Source organism: Streptomyces sp. JLBT605, assembly GCF_058215555.1.
In genome coordinates this window covers 4257692-4277891 of record NZ_CM177087.1, presented here as the reverse complement: position 1 = coordinate 4277891, position 20200 = coordinate 4257692, and the positions used below count along the sequence as shown (strand labels likewise).

Annotated in this window: 10 protein-coding genes; 8 read left to right on the top strand and 2 right to left on the bottom strand. The window is 71.5% G+C overall.

Annotated elements, in window-relative coordinates; genetic code table 11:
• The first annotated feature begins 18 nt into the window (after nucleotides 1–18).
• From AC4BDD_RS18510 to AC4BDD_RS18500, 3 genes are all read left to right on the top strand, one after another.
• The gene (locus AC4BDD_RS18510) at nucleotides 19–903 is read left to right on the top strand and encodes a carbohydrate ABC transporter permease (RefSeq protein ID WP_490691835.1); all 885 of its coding nucleotides are present in this window, start codon (nucleotides 19–21) and stop codon (nucleotides 901–903) included.
• Between the two features lie 201 nt (nucleotides 904–1104).
• Entirely contained in the window at nucleotides 1105–3642 is a 2538-nt protein-coding gene (locus tag AC4BDD_RS18505) for a bifunctional glycosyltransferase/CDP-glycerol:glycerophosphate glycerophosphotransferase (RefSeq protein ID WP_490686556.1), read from the top strand.
• Nucleotides 3643–3783: 141 nt separating this feature from the next.
• Nucleotides 3784–6135 (top strand): bifunctional glycosyltransferase/CDP-glycerol:glycerophosphate glycerophosphotransferase, encoded by a 2352-nt coding sequence (locus tag AC4BDD_RS18500; protein WP_490686555.1) that lies wholly within the window; start codon nucleotides 3784–3786, stop codon nucleotides 6133–6135.
• A 30-nt stretch (nucleotides 6136–6165) separates the two neighbouring features.
• Here AC4BDD_RS18500 and AC4BDD_RS18495 read toward each other — a convergent pair whose 3' ends face one another.
• A complete protein-coding gene (locus AC4BDD_RS18495) occupies nucleotides 6166–6735 on the bottom strand; it encodes a GNAT family N-acetyltransferase (protein WP_490686554.1) in 570 nt (189 codons plus the stop codon).
• A gap of 141 nt (nucleotides 6736–6876) precedes the next feature.
• Here AC4BDD_RS18495 and AC4BDD_RS18490 point away from each other — a divergent pair, with 141 nt between their 5' ends.
• The 5 genes from AC4BDD_RS18490 to AC4BDD_RS18470 all read left to right on the top strand — a co-directional run bounded on the left by AC4BDD_RS18490 (nucleotide 6877) and on the right by AC4BDD_RS18470 (nucleotide 14950).
• Complete coding sequence (locus AC4BDD_RS18490) at nucleotides 6877–7464, top strand: TetR/AcrR family transcriptional regulator (RefSeq protein WP_490686553.1); 588 nt, start codon at nucleotides 6877–6879, stop codon at nucleotides 7462–7464.
• 206 nt (nucleotides 7465–7670) lie between these two features.
• On the top strand, nucleotides 7671–8468 hold the full coding sequence (locus AC4BDD_RS18485; protein WP_490686552.1) for a VOC family protein: 798 nt from the start codon (nucleotides 7671–7673) through the stop codon (nucleotides 8466–8468).
• Between the two features lie 171 nt (nucleotides 8469–8639).
• Nucleotides 8640–10877 (top strand): bifunctional glycosyltransferase/CDP-glycerol:glycerophosphate glycerophosphotransferase, encoded by a 2238-nt coding sequence (locus tag AC4BDD_RS18480; protein WP_490686551.1) that lies wholly within the window; start codon nucleotides 8640–8642, stop codon nucleotides 10875–10877.
• A 52-nt stretch (nucleotides 10878–10929) separates the two neighbouring features.
• Nucleotides 10930–13068, top strand: a complete 2139-nt coding sequence (locus tag AC4BDD_RS18475; protein ID WP_490686550.1) for a glycosyltransferase family 2 protein — start codon at nucleotides 10930–10932, stop codon at nucleotides 13066–13068.
• Between the two features lie 46 nt (nucleotides 13069–13114).
• Nucleotides 13115–14950, top strand: a complete 1836-nt coding sequence (locus AC4BDD_RS18470; protein ID WP_490686549.1) for a serine/threonine-protein kinase — start codon at nucleotides 13115–13117, stop codon at nucleotides 14948–14950.
• A gap of 103 nt (nucleotides 14951–15053) precedes the next feature.
• Here AC4BDD_RS18470 and AC4BDD_RS18465 read toward each other — a convergent pair whose 3' ends face one another.
• Nucleotides 15054–20033, bottom strand: a complete 4980-nt coding sequence (locus AC4BDD_RS18465) for an NAD-glutamate dehydrogenase (protein ID WP_490686548.1) — start codon at nucleotides 20031–20033, stop codon at nucleotides 15054–15056.
• Between the last annotated feature and the right edge of the window lie 167 nt (nucleotides 20034–20200).

Below are 20200 nucleotides of genomic sequence, written 5' to 3'. Positions count from 1 at the left end.
ACGGCCGCGGCCGTTGCCATGCCGGCCGGCGCGGAGCGGGCCGCGCCGGCGAAGCAGTCGCTCGCCGCGCGGATCGCGGCGCGCGCGGGCGGTGGGGCGGTGCGGGTCTTCCTCGTCGTGGTCGGGCTGGTGTGGCTGACCCCGACGGTGGGCCTGCTGCTGTCCTCGCTGCGGGATCCGGCCGAGGTGGACGTCTCGGGCTGGTGGAAGGTCTTCGGGGATCCGGGCCAGCTGACCCTGAGCTCCTACGACGACCTGCTGAGCAATGAGGCGATCACCGATTCGCTGTGGACGACGGCGGCGATCACCGTGCCGGCGACGGCGCTGGTGGTGCTGCTCGGCGCCCTGGCGGGATACGCCTTCGCGTGGATGGACTTCCCCGGGCGCGACGGGTGGTTCCTGGTGGTGGTGGGGCTGCTGGTGGTGCCGGTGCAGGTGGCGCTGATCCCGGTGGCGAAACTCTTCGGCGAGATCGGCATCTTCGAGACGACGACCGGGGTGGTGCTCTTCCACACCGCCTTCGGACTGCCGTTCGCGATCTATCTGCTGCGGAACTTCTTCGCCGAGATCCCGCGCGAGCTGCTGGAGGCGGCGCGTCTGGACGGGGCCGGTGAGCTGCGGCTGTTCTTCAAGGTCGTACTGCCGCTGGGCGGTCCGGCGATCGCCTCGCTCGGCATCTTCCAGTTCCTGTGGGTGTGGAACGACATGCTGGTCGCGCTGATCTTCGCGGACAGCGGGGATCCGCCGATCACGGTGGCGTTGCAGCAGCAGGTGCGGCAGTTCGGGAACAACATCGACGTGCTCGGGCCGGGTGCGTTCATCTCGATGGTGGTGCCGCTCGTGGTGTTCTTCGCCTTCCAGCGGCAGTTCGTGGCCGGGGTGACGGAGGGTGCGGTGAAGTAGCGGGGAGGAGAGCCGCGGCCGGTCGGCGCCGCCGGGCGTTAGGGGGTGTCCGATGGCGCGACGCCGCGGAGCCCCGTCGGGCACCCCCTTAGCCCGAACGGGGCGTCTTCCTCATCCCGAGCGGAGCAGAAGCCACGATTCCCGAACTATTCAGATGATAGTGGGACAAGCTTCTTACCCGCTCGACCCTTGGGATGCGCAGTGCCTCGGTTCAGCGTCATCGTCCCCGCCTACAAGGTCCAGGCATATCTGCACGACTGCCTGCGATCGGTGCTGACCCAGGAGTTCGCCGACCTCGAACTGATCGCCGTCGACGACCACTCCCCCGACGCCTGCGGCGCCATCCTCGACGAGACCGCCACCAAGGACCTGCGGGTCCGTGCCATCCACCTGACCGAGAACGTCGGCCCGGGCCGGGCCCGCAACGCCGGACTGCGCCACGCCACCGGGGAGTACCTGCTCTTCCTGGACGGTGACGACACCCTGGCCCCCGGCGCACTGCGGGCCCTCGCCGACCGGCTGGCGGAGACCGGCGATCCCGAGGTGCTGGTCTACGGGCACGTCCGCGAGCACTGGGCCGGCACGCTCACCCCGCATCCGGGCACCGCGCTGCTGGCCGGGGAGCCGGACGGACCGGAGGTCTTCGAGCTGGCGGAGCGGCCCGCGCTGCTGCGCCTGCCGATGGTCCCCTGGAACAAGGCCTACCGCCGGGACTTCGTCGGGCGGGAGAGCTTCGCTTTCCCGCCCGGCCTCTACGAGGGCACCGCCTGGACCTTTCCGGTGCTCTTCACCGCCCGCTCCATGGCCACCTTGGACCGGGTGTGCGTGCACCACCGGCAGCGGCGCCGGGGCAGCATCCTGGACACCGCGGGCCGGGCCCACTTCGACGTCTTCGACCAGTACGACCGGGTCTTCGCCTTCATCGACGGGCGGCCGGAGTTCGCCCGCTGGCGGTCCGCCGTCTTCCGGCTGATGCTCGACCAGCTGGCCGCGATCCACGCCGCGCCGGGCCGGCTGCCGCCCCGCATCCGCCCGGAGTTCGCCCGCCGCGCCCGCGACCACCACCGGCACTACCGGGCCCGGGCGGCGGGCCGCCCGGCCACCGGCCCGCGCGTCACCGCTCCGCCGACCGGCCGGGCGCACGCCACCGGCCTGCGGGCTCTTCGGCTCCGCGGCGCCGGCCCGCGGGCGGCGCGGCGCGGCGCCCGGCTGCGCGGCGCCCGACCGCACTCCACCGGCAGCCGGGCCGGTGAGCTACGGGCCGCCGGCCTCCGGCCCCGGATCTACTCGCTGCTGCTGCGCCTGGGGGCGTGCCGTACCTGGGGGCTGCTGCGCCGCGCCCACCGGTGCGCGCGCCGGGCCGCGGCGCTGACCGCCACCGGCTGCCGGGCCCTGCGCGCGGCCGTGCTGGCCGCGCACTACCGGATCCAGCGGCTGAGACACCTCGACGAACGGCTGGCGGTCTTCGCCACCGACCGGCATCGCGGATACGCCGGCGACCCGGCGGCGATCGAGGCCGCGGTCCGCAAGCTGGCCCCGCACATCCGCACCGCCTGGATCACCACCCCCGATCACGCGCACACCCTGCCGCCGGGGGTGCGCCGACTGCGCCCCGGCTCGATGGCCTACTGGACGGCCCTGGCCCGCGCCGGCTTCCTGGTCAACGACACCGGCTTCACCGACCGGCTGCGCAAGCGCCCGGGGCAGATCCACCTCCAGACCCATCGCGGCACCCCGCTGGGGCACATGGGCCTGGACCTGAAGGACCGGCCGGCCGCCGCCCGCTCCATGGACATCCGGCGGCTGCTGGCGGGGGCGGACCGCTGGGATGTGAGCCTGTCGGCGAACCGCCACTCCACCCTGACCTGGGAGCGCGTCTACCCCTCGGGCTTCGAAACCCTGGAGTACGGCCGCCCGCGCAACGACGCCTTCCAGCGGGCCACCGCCGACGACGTGCGGCGGATCCGCGCGGGGCTGGGCATCCCGCTCGGGGCGACGGCGCTCCTGTACGCGCCCACGCACCGCGACTACCAGCGCGACTTCATCCCCCGGCTGGACCCGGCCCGGCTGGCCCGCGCCCTCGGCCCGGGCTTCGTCCTGCTCGCCCGCGCGCCCTCCGGCCGCCCGGAGGAGGCGCACGGCCTCCCGCCGGACGGCGGCCACCGCCTCCCGCCCGACGGGGTGCGCCGCTTCCCCTTGGAGGAGCCGGACGGCCCCGGCGGCGACGGGCGGATCATCGACGTCTCGGCGCACCCGGCCGTGGAGGAGCTGTGCCTGGCCTCCGACGGCCTGATCACCGACTACTCGTCGATCATGTTCGACTACGTCAACCTCGACCGGCCGATCGTCATCCACGCCGACGACTGGGACGCCTACCGCGCCACCCGCGGCGTCTACTTCGACCTCCTCGCCACCCCGCCGGGACACGTCTCCCGCACCGAGGAGGAGCTGATCGCCCTGTTCACGCGACCGGCCGACGCTCAAAGCGGCGGCGAGGCCACCGGCCCGGCATGGTGCGACGCGCACGCCGCCGAACTGCGCGCCGCCTTCCGGGAGCGCTTCTGCCCGTATGACGACGGGCAGGCCGCCGAGCGCGTGGTGCGGCGGGTCTTCCTCGGCGAGCGGGGCGAGGCCCTGCCACCCGTGGTGCCGCCGGCGGAGCGCAGGCCCGCCCCGGCCCAGGGCGGTCACCGTCCGCCGGCCGCCGCCCCGGCGAGGCTGCCGCTCGCCGCGCCCTGACCGTCCCCTCCCGCCTCTCCCCGCCGCCTTTCGACCTGACGCCTTTCGACCCGACGCCCGCCGCCTCCCCCGATCGCCGCCGCTTTCCGGTCGCCGCCCCCACCCGATCGCCGTCCGCCGTCCCGCCGCAGGAGGAGCGTTATGCCCAGATTCAGCATCGTCATCGCCGCGTACCGCGTGCAGGGCTATCTGCGCGACTGCCTGGACTCCGCCCTCACCCAGTCCTTCCAGGACATCGAAATCATCGCCGTCGACGACCGCTCACCCGACAACTGCGGCGCCATCATCGACGAATACGCAACCCACGACCCCCGCGTCCACCCCCTCCACCAACCCTTCAACTCCGGACCCGGACACGCCCGCAACGCAGGCGCCGAACACGCAACCGGCGACTACCTCCTCTTCCTCGACGGCGACGACACCCTCGCCCCCGACACCCTCACCCACCTCCACCACCGCCTCACCCACAACCACAACCCCGACATCCTCTACTTCGACCACACCCGCACCTACTGGAACGGACGCAAAGACCCCAGCCTCTTCGGCGACCTCCTCACCTCCGCCGGCACCGACACCTTCAACATCCTCGACCGACCCCAATTCCTCCGCCTCTTCGCCATGTCCTCCAACCGCGTCTACCGACGCGACTTCTACACCCGACACAACTTCAGATTCAGCGAAGGCATCTACGAAGACGCCCTCCTCTCCTACAAAACCATGCTCACCGCCGACACCATCGCCTGCACCAACCACGTCGGCCTCGAATACCGACAACGCCGCACCGGCGCCTCCACCCGCACCCCCGGCGAAGAACACTTCATCATCTTCCAGCAATACGCCCGACTCTTCACCTACCTCAACGACAAACCCCACCTCGACCCCCTCCGCCCCGCACTCTTCGAAAGAGCCCTCTCGCACTTCCTCTTCTGTCTGGACAATCCGTCCCGCGTCGCCCCGGCCGACCGCGCCCGCTGGTTCCGCAAGGCCGCCGACTGGTACCAGCTGCACCGCCCCGTCGGGTTCGTGCCGCCGGCCGAGAACGCCGAGCGCTTCGAGGCTCTCGCCCGCGGTTCCTTCGCCCGCTACCGGGCGCGTGAGGTGGCGATCGAGGGCGTCAAGCGGGCCCAGCGCATGGGGCGCGCGGTCCGCCGTCCGCTGGCGGCCCGCGCCACACGCGCCTTCTACCGCTTCCAGCTACGCCAGCCGATCGACGAGAACCTGGCCGTCTACTCGGCGTACTGGAACCGCGGAGTGCTGTGCAACCCGGCCGCGATCTACTACAAGGCCCGGGAGTTGGCGCCCCAGGTGCGCGGGGTGTGGGTAGTACGCAGATCGGAGGTCGAATTCCTGCCGGACGGAATCGAATACGTCATTCCCGGCACACGCGACTACTACCGCACCGTGGCCCGCGCCAAATACCTCATCAACAACGTGAATTTCCCCAACGATCTGCTCAAGCGGCCCGGCTCGGTCCATCTGCAGACGCTGCACGGCACCCCGCTGAAGACCATGGGACTCGACCAGCAGCACTATCCCGTCGTGGCAGGGACGATGAGTTTCGCCAATCTCCTCAAGCGCGTCGACCGCTGGGACTTCGCTCTTTCCGCCAACCAGTTCTCCAGCGAGATCTGGGAGCGGGTCTACCCGTCCTCGTACCAGCTGCTGGAGACCGGCTATCCGCGGAACGACATCTTCTTCACGGCCACCGGGGACGACATCGCGCGCATCCGCTCGTCTCTTGGCATCCCAGCCGGCCACACCGCGATCCTCTATACCCCGACCCTGCGCGACTACGAGCGCGGCTTCACCCCGCGCCTCGATCTGGAGCGGGTGGCGCGGGGGCTGGGCGCCGGGACCGTCCTGCTGGTCCGCGCCCACTACTCCTACACCACCGACCCAGGACTCCAACGCCTCCAACAACAAGGCCTGGTCATCGACGTCTCCCGCCACCCCCGAGTCGAAGAACTCTGCCTCGCCGCCGACGCCCTCATCACCGACTACTCATCCATCATGTTCGACTACGCCAACCTCGACCGACCCATCATCATCCACGCCGACGACTGGGACACCTACCGCGCCACCCGCGGCGTCTACTTCAACCTCCTGTCCGGACAACCCGGCGAAACCCCCGGCCCCATCGCCCGCACCGAGGACCAACTCATCACCCTCTTCCGCGACGGCACCTGGCAAGACCCCCACACCACCGCACTCCGCGCCGCCTTCCGCGACCGCTTCTGCCAATACGACGACGGCCACGCCGCCGAACGCGTCGTACGAGCACTGATGCCCTGCCCGGGCACGGAGACCGGCGACCAGTCGCCGCTGCCGCACGCGCGCGACGCCGAGACCGTCGCCGCCGAGACCGAGCCGACCCCCGCCGTCCCCGACCCGGCGCCCGCCCCCGCTCCCGAGCCGGCCCCTGCCTCCACCCCCGCGCCGGCCGGCCCCGACGTCCCCGACGAAACGCGTTCCAGCGCCCACCCGGTGCAGTAGGGGGTGTCCGGTGGGCCCGCGCGGTATGCCCTACCGCGCGGTCCCGCCCGGCTCGGTCGGGCCGTCCCACTCCGAGGCGAGCAGCGACCACACCGCCAGGTCCGAGCGGATGCCGTTCAGTGGGAAGACCTGGCGCAGCACCCCTTCGTGGGTCATGCCCAGGCGCCTGGCCACCGCCGTGCTGCGCAGGTTGTCCGGGGCCGCGCGCCATTCGACGCGGGCCATGCCGCGCACCCCGAAGGCCCAGTCGATCATCCGGCGGGCGGCGGCGGTGACCAGTCCCCGGCCCTCGGTCTCCGGCGCGATCCACACGCCCAGTTCGCAGACCCCGGACGCGACGTCGAAGATCCGGAACACCGTGCCGCCGACCAGTTCCCCGTTGAGCCGGATGGCGAAGAGCCGGCCGTCGTCGTCACGCTGGGCTTCGGCGTACCTGAGCAGGAAGCCGCGGGCGCTCTCGGTGTCGGTGATGGCGGTGGCCCACGGCAGCCAGGGCGCCAGATGGGCGCGGTGGCGGTCGATGTAGGCGGCGAACTCCTCGGCCTGCCAGGGCTCCAGCGGGCACAGTTCCGCGCCGTCGCCGAGAGGGGAGCTGAGCACAGCGCACTCCGATCTGTCGTGGGTCCTTGGGTTCCGCGTCGGCGTCTGCGTGCGCATGCGCGTCGGCGTCCGCATCTGCGTTCCAAACGTTTGTTATGCACCACGTAGGATAGGCGTCACCGGCCCGAGGAGGAAGCGCATATGCCCGCACGTGGCGATCACGACGCCAAGCGCCGCGACGTATCGGACGCGGTGTGGCGGGTGCTGGGCGAGCGCGGCTTCGGCGGCCTGACCCTGCGCGCGGTCGCCGCCGAGCTGGGCGCCTCGACCGGCCTGGTCAGCCACTACTTCCCGAGCAAGCGGGCGCTGATGGCGCATGCGCTGGAGGTCGCCGAGGAGCGCACCGCGCATCGCGCCCTGCGCACCCCGCCCGGCCCCGGGCTGGCGGGTCTGCGGACCGCGCTCCTCGATGTGCTCCCGCTGACCGAGGAGATGACGCGGATGAGCCGGGCCTGGGTCAGCTCCTGGGACGCCGCGCTCGCCGATCCGGGCCTGGGCGCCGGGCAGACCGCGCGGTACGTGCGGTGGCGGGAGGCGCTCGGCGTCCACCTCGCGGACGCGGTGGACCTGGGCGAGCTGCCCGCGGGCACCGACCCCGAGGAGCTGGCGGCGCTCGCCGCGGCCTTCGCGCACGGGCTGGTCGTCCAGGCGCTGTTCGATCCGGACCGCTTCCCGCCGGCGCGTCAGACCGCCCTGCTCGACCGCTTCCTGGCCGGCCTCCCGCGCTGACCGGGCCTCGCGCCGGCCAAGCGGTCCGCTCCGCGCCCCCGGCCCGTCCACGGCCGGGACCAGGTGGCCGTCCCCCGCTCCGCCGCGTTCGAGTGGCGCCTCCCCGGCCCGCCGGGAAGGCTGAGCCGGGGGGCCACCGTACCCGCGGTCCGGTCGCCGCCAGCCATGGCGGGGGCAGGGCCGGACCTGTCGTGGAGGCACGATCCATGCCCGAAGTCACCGCCCGCTACGAGCCCGGGACGCCCTGCTGGGTCGAGTTGGTGACCCCCGACCAGCAGGCCGCCCTGGACTACTACGCCGAGGTGTTCGGCTGGACCGGTGAGATCGGCCCGGCCGAGGTGGGCGGGTACTCGGTCTGCTCGCTACGGGAGAAACCGGTGGCCGGCATCATGGCGGCGCAGCCCCTCGGCGATCACCCGGCGCCGCCCACGGTGTGGACGACCTACTTCGCCTCCGCCGACGCGGAGGCCACCTCGGCGGCGGTCATCCACCACGGCGGGACGGTGGTGGCGCCGGTGATGGAGGTGACGGAGCTGGGGCGGATGCTGGTGGCGGCCGACCCGACCGGGGCGGTCTTCGGCATCTGGCAGCCGGGGTCGTTCATCGGCTCGCAGGTCGTCAACGAGCCGAACGCGCCGATCTGGAACGAGCTGAACACCACCGACCTCGACGCGGCGCGCGACTTCTACGCGGCGGCGCTGGGGATCGAGTCCGTGCCCTTCGAGGCGGAGGGGGCTGAGGGCTACTTCTCGCTGTCCGTGCGGGACAGGGTGGTCGGCGGCATGCGCGAGCTGCCCAAGGACGCCCCGCCCGGCACGCCCTCGCACTGGCTGACCTACTTCGCCGTGGACGACGCCGACGAGGCGGTGGCGCGGATGTCGGCGGCCGGCGGGGCGGCGATCGAGGGGCCGTACGACATGGTCGCGGGGCGGATGGCGCTGGTGAAGGACGCGCAGGGCGCGGTGTTCGCCGTGATCAAGCCGAAGCCGCCGTCGTCATCCTGACCGGCCGAAGCGCTCCTGGCCGGCGGGGACCCGAGAGCTCTCCGCGCGGCGGCCGCGCGGCCACCCGGTCGGCCCAGCACGGCGGGGACTCCGCACACGCGGCCACTCATTCACTTATCCCACTTATTCGGACATACCGCCCTATAGTGAGCAGTCAGCGAGAGGAGCGTTATGCCCAGATTCAGCATCGTCATCGCCGCGTACCGCGTGCAGGGCTATCTGCGCGACTGCCTGGACTCCGCCCTCACCCAGTCCTTCCAGGACATCGAAATCATCGCCGTCGACGACCGCTCACCCGACAACTGCGGCGCCATCATCGACGAATACGCAACCCACGACCCCCGCGTCCACCCCCTCCACCAACCCTTCAACTCCGGACCCGGACACGCCCGCAACGCAGGCGCCGAACACGCAACCGGCGACTACCTCCTCTTCCTCGACGGCGACGACACCCTCGCCCCCGACACCCTCACCCACCTCCACCACCGCCTCACCCACAACCACAACCCCGACATCCTCTACTTCGACCACACCCGCACCTACTGGAACGGACGCAAAGACCCCAGCCTCTTCGGCGACCTCCTCACCTCCGCCGGCACCGACACCTTCAACATCCTCGACCGACCCCAATTCCTCCGCCTCTTCGCCATGTCCTCCAACCGCGTCTACCGACGCGACTTCTACACCCGACACAACTTCAGATTCAGCGAAGGCATCTACGAAGACGCCCTACTCTCCTACAAAACCATGCTCACCGCCGACACCATCGCCTGCACCAACCACGTCGGCCTCGAATACCGACAACGCCGCACCGGCGCCTCCACCCGCACCCCCGGCGAAGAACACTTCATCATCTTCCAGCAATACGCCCGACTCTTCACCTACCTCAACGACAAACCCCACCTCGACCCCCTCCGCCCCGCACTCTTCGAAAGAGCGGTCCACCATTTCCTGTTCTGCCTGGACCGCCCGAACCGAGTGGCACCGCAGGACCGCCGCCGCTATTTCCAGCGGGCTGTGGAGTGGTATCGCGAGCACCTGCCGGAGGGCTTCGTCCCGCCCGGCGAGGACAAGTGGCGCTACGACGCGCTGGCGCACGGCTCATTCGCCCGGTACCGCTACCGCGAGCTGTCCGGACGGGCGGCGGCCGGCGCCCGCAAGGCGAAGCGGACACTCCGGCGCCCCCTGGCGGCGCGAGCCAAGCAGGGCCTCTACCGGCTGCACCGGATGCGGCCGGTCGATGCGAACCTGGCCGTCTACTCGGCGTACTGGAATCGCGGAGTGCTGTGCAACCCGGCCGCGATCTACTACAAGGCGAAGGAACTCGCCCCGCACATCCGCGGCGTGTGGGTGGTGAAGAAATCCGAGATCGATTCCCTCCCGGAAGGAATCGACTACGTCGTCCCGGGAACCCGGAAATTCTATCGGGTGGTGGCCCGCGCCAAATACCTCGTCAACAACGCGAACTTCCCCAACGACGTCGTGAAACGGCCGGGCACGATTCATGTGCAGACGCTGCACGGCACACCACTCAAATGCATGGGACTCGACCAGCAGCGCTACCCCGCGGCCGCGGCCGGGATGAGTTTCAACAATCTCCTCAAGCGCGTCGACCGCTGGGATTACGTACTCTCCTCGAACGCGCACTCCAGCGAGATCTGGGAGCGGGTCTATCCGTCCAACTACCGGCTGCTGGAGTACGGATACCCGCGCAACGACATCTTCTTCACCGCGACCAAGGACGACATCGCGCGCATCCGCTCGTCCCTGGGCATCCCGGCCGGCCACACCGCGATCCTCTACGCCCCCACGATCCGGGACTACCAGAAGGGCTTCTCACCCCATCTGGACCTGGAGCGGGTGGCGCGGGGGCTGGGCGCCGGGACCGTCCTGCTGGTCCGCGCCCACTACTCCTACACCACCGACCCAGGACTCCAACGCCTCCAACAGCAAGGCCTGGTCATCGACGTCTCCCGCCACCCCCGCGTCGAAGAACTCTGCCTCGCCGCCGACGCCCTCATCACCGACTACTCATCCATCATGTTCGACTACGCCAACCTCGACCGACCCATCATCATCCACGCCGACGACTGGGACACCTACCGCGCCACCCGAGGCGTCTACTTCAACCTCCTGTCCGGACAACCCGGCGAAACCCCCGGCCCCATCGCCCGCACCGAGGACCAACTCATCACCCTCTTCCGCGACGGCACCTGGCAAGACCCCCACACCACCGCACTCCGCGCCGCCTTCCGCGACCGCTTCTGCCAATACGACGACGGCCACGCCGCCGAACGCGTCGTGAGGACCGTGATGCTGCCCGCCGAGGCCAAGACACCACCCCGACCGTCCAAACCCGCCTCACCTCCCCGCCGGACCGGACGCGAGACCGCCGAGACACCCGTCTGACGTAGCCCCTTCGACCCGGAACCCTCAAGACCTCACGAGCCCGGAGGCCGCCGTGACCGGACCGTCCCCCACCGCCGCGATAGCGCCACCCCTCCCCGCCGCCGCCCCGCGGGTCAGCGTGATCGTCCCCGCCTACAACGCGATGCCCGAGCTCACCCGCTGCATCACCTCGGCGATGGAGCAGACGCTGGGCCTGGAGCGGATCGAGATCATCGCGGTCGACGACGGCTCCACCGACGGCACCGGCGCCGAGCTGGACCGGCTGGCCCGCGACTGCCCCGCGCTGCGCGTGGTGCACCAGGAGAACTCCGGGGGCGCGGGCGGCCCCCGCAACACCGGGCTGGACCTCGCCCGTGGCGACTTCGTCTTCTTCCTCGACTCCGACGACTACCTGGGACCGGACGCGCTGCGCCGCATGGTCGCCATGGCCGACGAGAACGGCACCGACGTGGTGCTCGGCAAGATGGTCTCGGTCGGCGGGCGCGCCGTGCCCACCGCCGTCTTCCGCCACAACCAGCCGCGCACCGACATCTTCACCTCGGCCGCCTACCGGACCCTGGGCCCCTGGAAGCTGTTCCGCCGCTCCCTCATCGAGCGGCTCCGCCTGCGCTTCCCGCCGTACCGCAACTGCGAGGACAAGCCGTTCACCGCCGCCGCGTACCTCAACGCCGACGGCATATCGGTGGTCGCCGACTACGACTGCTACTACGTGCGGAACAGGGAGAACGGCAACAACCTCACCCGGGTCGCCTCCGACCTCGTCCACCGGATGGACGGCACCCGGCTGTGCTTCGAGACCGTGGCCCGCTACCTGGAGCCCGGCCCGCGCCGCGACCGCATCATGCGCCGCCATGTCGAGTGGGAGCTGTGCGGCCCGCTGCGCGCCCTGCTGCCGCGTGAGGACGAGGAGGACGCCCGGACCCGCTTCTTCCCCGAATTCCGGCACTGGGCCAGGACCTGGGCGAACGAGGACCTGTGCCGGCAGCTCGACGCGCCCGACCGGTTGCTGATCCATCTGCTGCGCGCCGACCGCTTCGAGGAGCTGCTGACCGTGGCACGGAACGCCAAGGAGGATGCCCGGCGCGGCCATCTGGTGGACAAGGGCCGCGTCTACTGGCTCCATCCGCTCTTCCGCGACCCGGCCGCCGCGATCCCCGACGCCTGCTTCGACGTCACCGACCGGCTCCCCGCCCACCAGGCCCTGGACACCGCCGGCTGGCAGGGTGATGGGGTGCTGCGGGTCACCGGCCACGCGTACATCGAGCACGTCGCCACCCTCGACCCGGAGACCGAGCTGATCCTGCGGATGCGGGACGCCGACCGCCCCGACATCCGGGTGCCCACCACCGCCTGCGCCGCGCCCAGCGAGCTGCCCGGCGACGGCATGCACCGGGAGGCGGGTTTCACCGCCGACATCGATCTCGCCTCGGCCGACGGCGGCGCCCCGCTGGGCCGCGGCATCTGGGACCTGTTCGTGGATGTGCGCGCGCAGGGTGTCAGCCGCACCGTCCGGCTGCGGCACCGCCGCACCGGAGTGGACGCCGCGGCCGAGCGGACGGCGCCACCGCCCCGGATGGTCGACAAGACGGCGGTGACGCCGTTCTTCACCCCGTACGGCAACTTCTCGCTCGACGTGGGGCGGGTGCTGCACGGGCCCGCCCTGCCCTGCGCGATCACCGAGGTGCGCTGGGCGCCCTCCGAACAAGGCAGACCCGGCAGACGAGGCAGACACGGCAGACCCGGCAGCGGAGGCAGACAGAACACCCTGGCCATCGGCGGCCGGCTGACCGGCGACGCCGCCGGCTCCGCGGCCGAGTGCGGGCCGCCGCGGCTGCGCGCCGTCCATGAATCGGGCGCGGTGCGCGAGGAGCCCGCCCGGTACGGAGCGAAGGGCTCCGGGCCCGCCTTCAGTGCCTGCCTGCCGGTCGCCGCCCTGCGGCCCGGCCGCTGGACGGTGACCCTGGTCCAGGGGGATGGCGGCCAGGGCGGCGAGGAGATGGAGCGCTCCGCGGCCGTGCCGCGCCCGGCCCGGCTGAGCGGCACCCGGTGGTTCCGTTTCGGTCGCCCGTACTACGCCAAGCCGCTGGTCCGAGGGCCGGAGGCGGCCCTGGTGCTGGAGGTGGCCCCGGTCAGGGTCGGTGTGGCGGTGCGCCGCCGGCTGGCCCGGCTACGGCACCGGCTGCGGCAGTGAGCGATCGATAGCATCGACTCCGTTGCCACACCGCTAGGGGGAACCGATGCCGCACGCCGATCAGCCTGTCCTGAAGCCTCTGGGGCCGGATGACCCGCGCGAGGTCTCCGGCTACCAGCTGCTCGCCAAGGTGGGCGAGGGCGGCATGGGCGCGGTGTACCTCACCCGCACCCGCGGCAACCAGCCGGTCGCCCTGAAGGTCATCCGGCGCGAGTTCGCCCGGAATCCCGACTTCCGCGCTCGCTTCGAGCAGGAGGTGCAGGCGGCGCGGCGGGTGTCCGGCTACCACATCGTGCCGGTGGTGGACCACGATGTGAGCGGTGACGAGCCGTGGATCGCCACCTCGTACGTGCCCGGCATGGCCCTGGACGACGCCCTGGCCACCTACGGTCCGCTGCCGCTGCCCGCGGCGCTCCAGCTCATCGGCTGCACCGCGCAGGCGCTGCACTCCGTGCACTCCGCGTCGGTGATCCACCGCGACCTCAAGCCGAGCAACATCCTGCTCAGCTCCAAGGGGCCGTGGGTCATCGACTTCGGTATCGCGCGCGCCACCGACTCCAGCCAGCTGACCCAGACCGGCGGGTTCATCGGCACCCCGCAGTACATGTCGCCCGAGCACGCGCTGGGCCGCAAGGTCACCGCCGCCACCGACATCTTCGCGCTCGGGCTGATCGCCGCCGTCGTGGCCACCGGACGCCACCCGTACGGCGACGGCTCCGGCCTGTCCATCGCCGCGACCATCGCCAACACCGCCCAGCAGCCGCCGGACCTGAGCGGCTACCCGGAGCCGCTCCGGCAGCTGCTGGAGGCCTGCCTGGCGGCCGATCCCGAGCGGCGGCCCGCGCCGGCCGCCCTGGCCGACTGGTGCGCGCAGGCGGCCGGGCGGGAACTGCGGGACTTCGCCGACTGGCTGCCCGCGCCGCTCGCCAAGGAGATCGCCCGACGCGAGGCGGCGGCGGAAGAGCCCCCGAGGCCGGAGCCGCCGACGGCGGCCGCCTCACCCGGTTTCGGGCCGGCGTACGTCGCGACGCAGGCGGCCGCACCGGGGCAGCAGCCTCCGGCCATGTACGCGCCCACCCAGGCGGCGGCTCCCTCGCCGGCACCCTCAGCGCAGCACCAGGGGTACGCGCCCGCGCCGACGCCCGCGTACGCCGTCCCCACCCAGGCCGCCGCGTCACCTGCCGGCCCGGCCGCCCCCGCGACGGCCCCCGCACCAGCCCCCGGCCCGTCGCGGCGGAAGAGCGGGCCGGTCGTCATCGGGGCCGTCCTGGCCGTGGCGCTGATCGGCGGCGGGATCTGGGCACTCACCCGGAGTGACGACGACGGCGGCAGGAAGACGCACAGCGCGGGCAGTGTGAGCAGCCCGACGCCGACCGGGACCGCGCGCCCGGCACCCCATGGCTACGAGCTGGTGTACGCCAACAAGCCGCTTTCGTTCGTCTGGCCGTCCTCGACCATGGGCCAGTTGAACACCGACCTCGACACCGCGGAGCAGCAGACAGAGCAGGGGATCAAGACGGGCAACGCACCATCCATCGGCATCACCAAGCTGGAGTGGCGGATGGAGTACGAGGAGCTGACCACCCCTCACCGGTTCAGCCCGAGCCTCAGCCCGGACGAGAAGGGGTGTGAACTCGCCGCCAGGAACCCGGAGAAGCGACTGCCCGAGAAGATGCGGGCGAGCGATCTGAACGGCAGCACCGGCCGCATCCAAACCGGCGACTGGCTCTGCACCTTCACCTCCGAGGGCAACCTCGCCATGGTCAAGATCACCGCGGTGCGGCAGGGCTACCGCGACCCGAGCAAGCCGGAGATCCACCAGGGGCGGCCGGGCATTCCGTCGTACACGACCGAGCTGACCCTGTGGAAGCCCAAGCCGTAAGTGCGCCCGGCGCAACGCCGGAGGGGGCGGTACGGAATCCGTACCGCCCCCTCCGGCGTATCAGGCCGACCGCGTCACACGCGTCGCGTCACGCGGCCTCGCGTCACGCGTGCGAGCGCAGCAGCGTCCGCATCGTCCGCATCGCCACCGACAGGTTCGCCAGGTCGAAGGTCTCCGAGCTCTGGATCTCCTCCAGGGTGGTGCGGGCCCGCTGCAGGATCGCCGCGTTCCGCTCCTCCCAGCTGCCGAAACGCTCCTCCGGCGACGCGGCGCCGTTACCGACGGCGAGTACGTCGGCGGTGAGGGCGGCGTGCGCCGCGTACAGCTCCTCGCGGATGGAGGCACGGGCCATGGACTGCCACCGGTCGGCGCGCGGCAGTTCGATGATCCGGTCCATCAGCTGCGTGATCCGCAGCCGGTCGGCCAGGTCGTAGTAGACCTCGGCCACGGCGAGCGGGTCCTTGCCGGTGCGGTCCGCGGTGGCGACGATGTCCAGCGCCGGGAAGGCGGAGGAGAATCCGGCCACCCGGGTGGCCAGGGTCTCCGGCACTCCGGCGCCGGTCAGCTCGTCGTAGATGTTCTGGTGCCACTCCAGGTCGGCGCCGCGCAGCATCTTCGGCAGCGCGGACCAGACGGCCGCCACCCCGTCGCTGAAGAAGTCGATGGTCTCGGCCAGCTCCAGCGGCTGCGGGCGGTTGTTGAGCAGCCAGCGGGTGCCGCGCTCGACCAGGCGGCGGCTGTGCAGCCGGATCCGGGTCTGGACGTCGGCGGCGACCACGTTGTCCAGCGACTCGACCTCGTCCCAGACCTCTCCCAGGCAGAAGATGGCGCGGGCGGCGGTCTGGGCGCGGACGATCTCCTCGACGGAGGCGCCGGTCTCCTCGCGCAGCCGGTGCAGGAAGGTCGACCCGCCGGTGTTGACGGTGTCGTTGACCAGCACCGTGGTGATGATCTCCCGGCGCAGCGCGTGGGCGTCGACCTGCTCGCCGAACTGCTCGTTGAGCGCCTTGGGGAAGTAGGCGTGCAGCAGGCGCTGGAGGTAGGCGTCGTCCGGCAGGCTGGTGCCGATCAGCTCCTCCGCCGCCGTGATCTTGGTGTAGGCGAGCAGGACGGCCAGCTCCGGCTGGGTCAGACCGCGCCCGGCGGAGAGCCGCTCGCGGATCTGCCGGTCGGTGGGCAGGAACTCCAGCGCGCGGTCCAGGGCCCCGTCGCGGACCAGGCGGCGCATGGCGCGCGCCTGCGCGTGGAGCAGGCTGGGGGCCTGTGCGGCGGCGTTGGCCAGGGCGACGTTCTGCGCGTAGTTGTTGCGCAGCACCAGCGCGCCGACCTCGTCGGTCATCTCGGCGAGCAGCTTGTTGCGCTGCTTGACGGTCATGTCGCCGTCGGTGACGAGCGCGTTGAGCAGGATCTTGATGTTCACCTCGTGGTCGGAGGTGTCCACGCCGGCGCTGTTGTCGATCGCGTCGGTGTTGATGTGGCCGCCGCTGGCGGCGAACTCGATCCGGCCCAGCTGGGTCAGGCCCAGGTTGCCGCCCTCGCCGACGACCTTGACCCGCAGGTCCTGGCCGTCCACCCGGATGGCGTCGTTCGCCTTGTCGCCGACGTCGGCGTGCGTCTCGGTGTGCGCCTTGACGTAGGTGCCGATGCCGCCGTTCCACAGCAGGTCGACCGGGGCCTTGAGGATGGCCTTCATCAGGTCGGCCGGGGTCATCTTGGCGATACCCGGCTCGATGCCGAGGGCCGCGCGGACCTGCGGGGTGATCGGGATGGACTTGGCGGTACGCGGGTGGATGCCGCCGCCCGGGGAGAGCAGCTCGGTGTCGTAGTCGGCCCAGGAGGAGCGCGGCAGCTCGAACAGGCGGCGCCGCTCGGCGTAGGAGACCGCGGCGTCCGGATCCGGGTCGACGAAGATGTGCCGGTGGTCGAAGGCGGCGATCAGCCGGATGTGCTCGCTCAGCAGCATGCCGTTGCCGAACACGTCGCCGGACATGTCGCCGACGCCGACGACCGTGAAGTCCTGCGTCTGGGTGTCGTGCCCCAGCTCCCGGAAGTGCCGCTTGACCGACTCCCAGGCGCCGCGGGCGGTGATGCCCATGCCCTTGTGGTCGTATCCGGCCGAGCCGCCGGAGGCGAAGGCGTCGCCGAGCCAGAAGCCGTAGGCGGTGGCCACCTCGTTGGCGATGTCGGAGAAGGTCGCGGTGCCCTTGTCGGCGGCGACCACCAGATAGGTGTCGTCCCCGTCGTGCCGGACCACGCTCGAGGGGTGCACGACCTCGCCGCCGACCATGTTGTCGGTGATGTCGAGCAGACCGGAGATGAAGGTCTTGTAGCAGGCGATGCCCTCGGCCAGCCAGGCGTCCCGGTCCACCGACGGGTCCGGCAGCCGCTTGCCGACGAAACCGCCCTTGGCGCCGACCGGCACGATGACGGTGTTCTTCACCATCTGCGCCTTGACCAGGCCCAGGATCTCGGTGCGGAAGTCCTCACGCCGGTCGGACCAGCGCAGACCACCGCGGGCGACCTTGCCGAAGCGCAGGTGCACGCCCTCCACCCGCGGCGAGTACACCCAGATCTCGTACGCCGGGCGGGGCGCGGGCAGGTCCGGGATGGCCTGCGGGTCCAGCTTCATGGACAGGTAGGAGTGCGGCTCGCCGCTCTTGTCCACCTGGAAGTGGTTGGTGCGCAGGGTCGCCTTGATCAGGGTGAGGAAGGAGCGCAGGATGCGGTCCTCGTCGAGCGAGGCGACCTGGTCCAGGGCCGCTTCCAGCTCCTCCAGCAGCGCGTCGGTCAGCTCGGTGCCGGCCCGCTGCCGCTCCGGCGACATCCGCGCCTCGAACAGGCTTACCAGCAGCCGGGTGGTGTGGACGTTGTTGCGGAGGGTGTCCTCCATGTAGTCCTGGCTGAAGGTGGCCCCGGCCTGCCGCAGGTACTTGGCGTAGGCGCGCAGCACCATCGCCTGCCGCCAGTCCAGGCCGGCGCCCAGCACCAGCTGGTTGAAGTTGTCGTTCTCCGCCCGGCCGGTCCACACCGCGGCGAAGGCGTTCTGGAAGCGCTCGCGGGCGTCGTCGGGCAGCGTCTCGCCGTTGCGCGAGGGCAGCCGCAGACCGAAGTCGTAGATCCACGCGGAGGTGCGGTCCGAGCAGCGCAGCTCGTACGGGCGCTCGTCGACCACCTCCACGCCGAGCCGGCTGAGCACCGGCAGCACCTCGGAGAGCGAGACCTGCGCCCCGGTCCGGTAGATCTTGAAGCGGCGCTCACCGCCGGCCGCCCCGACCGGCTCGTAGAGGCTGAGCCGGAAGTCGTCCTCACCGCCCGCGGCGGTCAGCCGCTCCAGGTGCTGGAGGTCGGCGACGGCGGCGCGCGGCGAGTGGTCGGCCTTGTATCCCTCGGGGAAGGCGCCCGCGTACCGGCGCATCAGCTCGGCGGCGCGCTCCTCGCCGAGCTCGGCGCCCAGCGCCTCGGCGAAGCCGTCGGCCCAGGAACGGGCGGCCTCCACCAGCCGGCGCTCGATGCGCTCGACGTCGGCGTCGGTCAGGTCGGGCAGCTCGCTGCCGGGCTGGACCCGGACCACGAAGTGCAGCCGGGAGAGCACCGACTCGGTGTGCAGTGCGGTGAAGTCGACCGGGGCGCGGCCGTTCAGCTCCTCCAGCAGGATGTCGGTCAGCCGCAGCCGGACGTCGGTGGTGAAACGGTCGCGCGGCAGGTAGACCAGCGCGGAGTAGTAGCGCCCGTACTCGTCCTGGCGCAGGAACAGCCGCAGCCGGCGGCGCTCCTGGAGGTACAGGACGGAGGTGACGATGGACAGCAGCCCGTCGACCGGGGTCTGGAACAGCTCATCGCGCGGGTAGGTCTCCAGGATCTGGAGCAGGTCCCGGCCGTCGTGGCTGGCGGGCGCGAAGCCGGACCCCTCCAGGACCTCCTGGACCTTGCGGCGGATCACCGGCACCCGGCGCACCGACTCGGTGTAGGCGGCGGAGGAGAACAGGCCCAGGAAGCGGCGCTCGCCGATCACGTTGCCCTGGGCGTCGAACTTCTTCACCCCGATGTAGTCGAGGTAGGAGGGGCGGTGCACGGTGGCCCGGCTGTTGGCCTTGGTGAGGACGAGCAGCTTGTGCTCGCGCGCCTTGGCGCGGGCGTCCTTCGGCAGCCGGCTGAAGGACGGGGAGCCGGCGTGGCCCGCGAGGGCGAGACTGCCGTGGCCGTCACCCTCGCGGTGGTGCGGGTCGGAGCGGAGGATGCCGAGGCCGGTGCCGGGCACGGCGGTCAGCACGTCCTCCTCGGCGCCGTTCTCGGTGGGCGCCTGGGTCAGCTCGTACTCGCGGTAGCCGAGGAAGGTGAAGTGGTCGGCGGAGAGCCAGCGCAGCAGCTCGCGGGCCTCCTCGACCTCCTGGTCCCGCAGGTCACCGGGGATGGGCTCGGCGGGCAGGTCCTCGGCGATGCGCAGCGCGGCGTCGCGCATCTTCTCCCAGTCCTCGACGGCCTCGCGGACGTCGGAGAGGACCCGGAGCAGATCGGCGGTGATCTGCTTGAGGTTGCCCCGGTCGGTCTCCCGGTCGGTCTCGACGTGGATCCAGGACTCCACGAGGGCGTCGTGCGGCAGCTCGGCCACCCCGCCGCCGTTGCCGTCCCGGGTGGAGTCGAGCACCTCGATGAGCTTGCCGGTCAGGTCGCGGCGGACGACCATCTGCGGGTGGATCACGACGTGGATGCCACGGCCCTGGCGGGACAGCTCGTTGGTCACCGAGTCGACGAGGAAGGGCATGTCGTCGGTGACGACCTCCACCACGGAGTGGGGGCAGGTCCAGCCGTTCTCCTCGACCGTCGGGCTGTACACCCGGACGTTCGCCGTGCCCTGAGGACGGTTTTCAGCCAGCCGGTAGTGGGAGTAGGCGGCGCCCAGCACGTCGTCCGGCTCACGGCCGGCGAGGTCCTCGGGGGCGGTGTGCAGGTAGTAGCGCTGGAGGTACGCGTGGAGGGACTCCGGGCCCAGCCCCTGTACCGGTCCCCCGGCAGGACTGTTCTCAGCGACCCGGGCGGCACGTGCGAGCAGCTCGGCCTTGGCTTCGTCCAGCTTGGTCTGCATGTCCTCTGGCTCCTGTCGCGCGCCGTTGCGTGACATCGATGGTGGTGGCATCGCGTGGCGGCGCGGGGTATCCGCTCCGATACCACGACGGTATGCCGAAATGGGGAAAGGCAGGGGTGTTCTCGGCCGATTCCGGCGAAGACCCCTGGCGACACGGATCAGCGGCC

Excerpts from the sequence above, each read along its gene's own strand:
- AC4BDD_RS18470 (WP_490686549.1), top strand. The coding sequence starts at position 13,115 with ATGCCGCACGCCGATCAGCCTGTCCTGAAGCCTCTGGGGCCGGATGAC.
- AC4BDD_RS18490 (WP_490686553.1), top strand. The coding sequence starts at position 6,877 with ATGCCCGCACGTGGCGATCACGACGCCAAGCGCCGCGACGTATCGGAC.
- AC4BDD_RS18485 (WP_490686552.1), top strand. The coding sequence starts at position 7,671 with ATGCCCGAAGTCACCGCCCGCTACGAGCCCGGGACGCCCTGCTGGGTC.
- AC4BDD_RS18510 (WP_490691835.1), top strand. The coding sequence starts at position 19 with ATGCCGGCCGGCGCGGAGCGGGCCGCGCCGGCGAAGCAGTCGCTCGCC.
- AC4BDD_RS18500 (WP_490686555.1), top strand. The coding sequence starts at position 3,784 with ATGCCCAGATTCAGCATCGTCATCGCCGCGTACCGCGTGCAGGGCTAT.
- AC4BDD_RS18465 (WP_490686548.1), bottom strand. The coding sequence starts at position 20,033 with ATGCAGACCAAGCTGGACGAAGCCAAGGCCGAGCTGCTCGCACGTGCC.
- AC4BDD_RS18480 (WP_490686551.1), top strand. The coding sequence starts at position 8,640 with ATGCCCAGATTCAGCATCGTCATCGCCGCGTACCGCGTGCAGGGCTAT.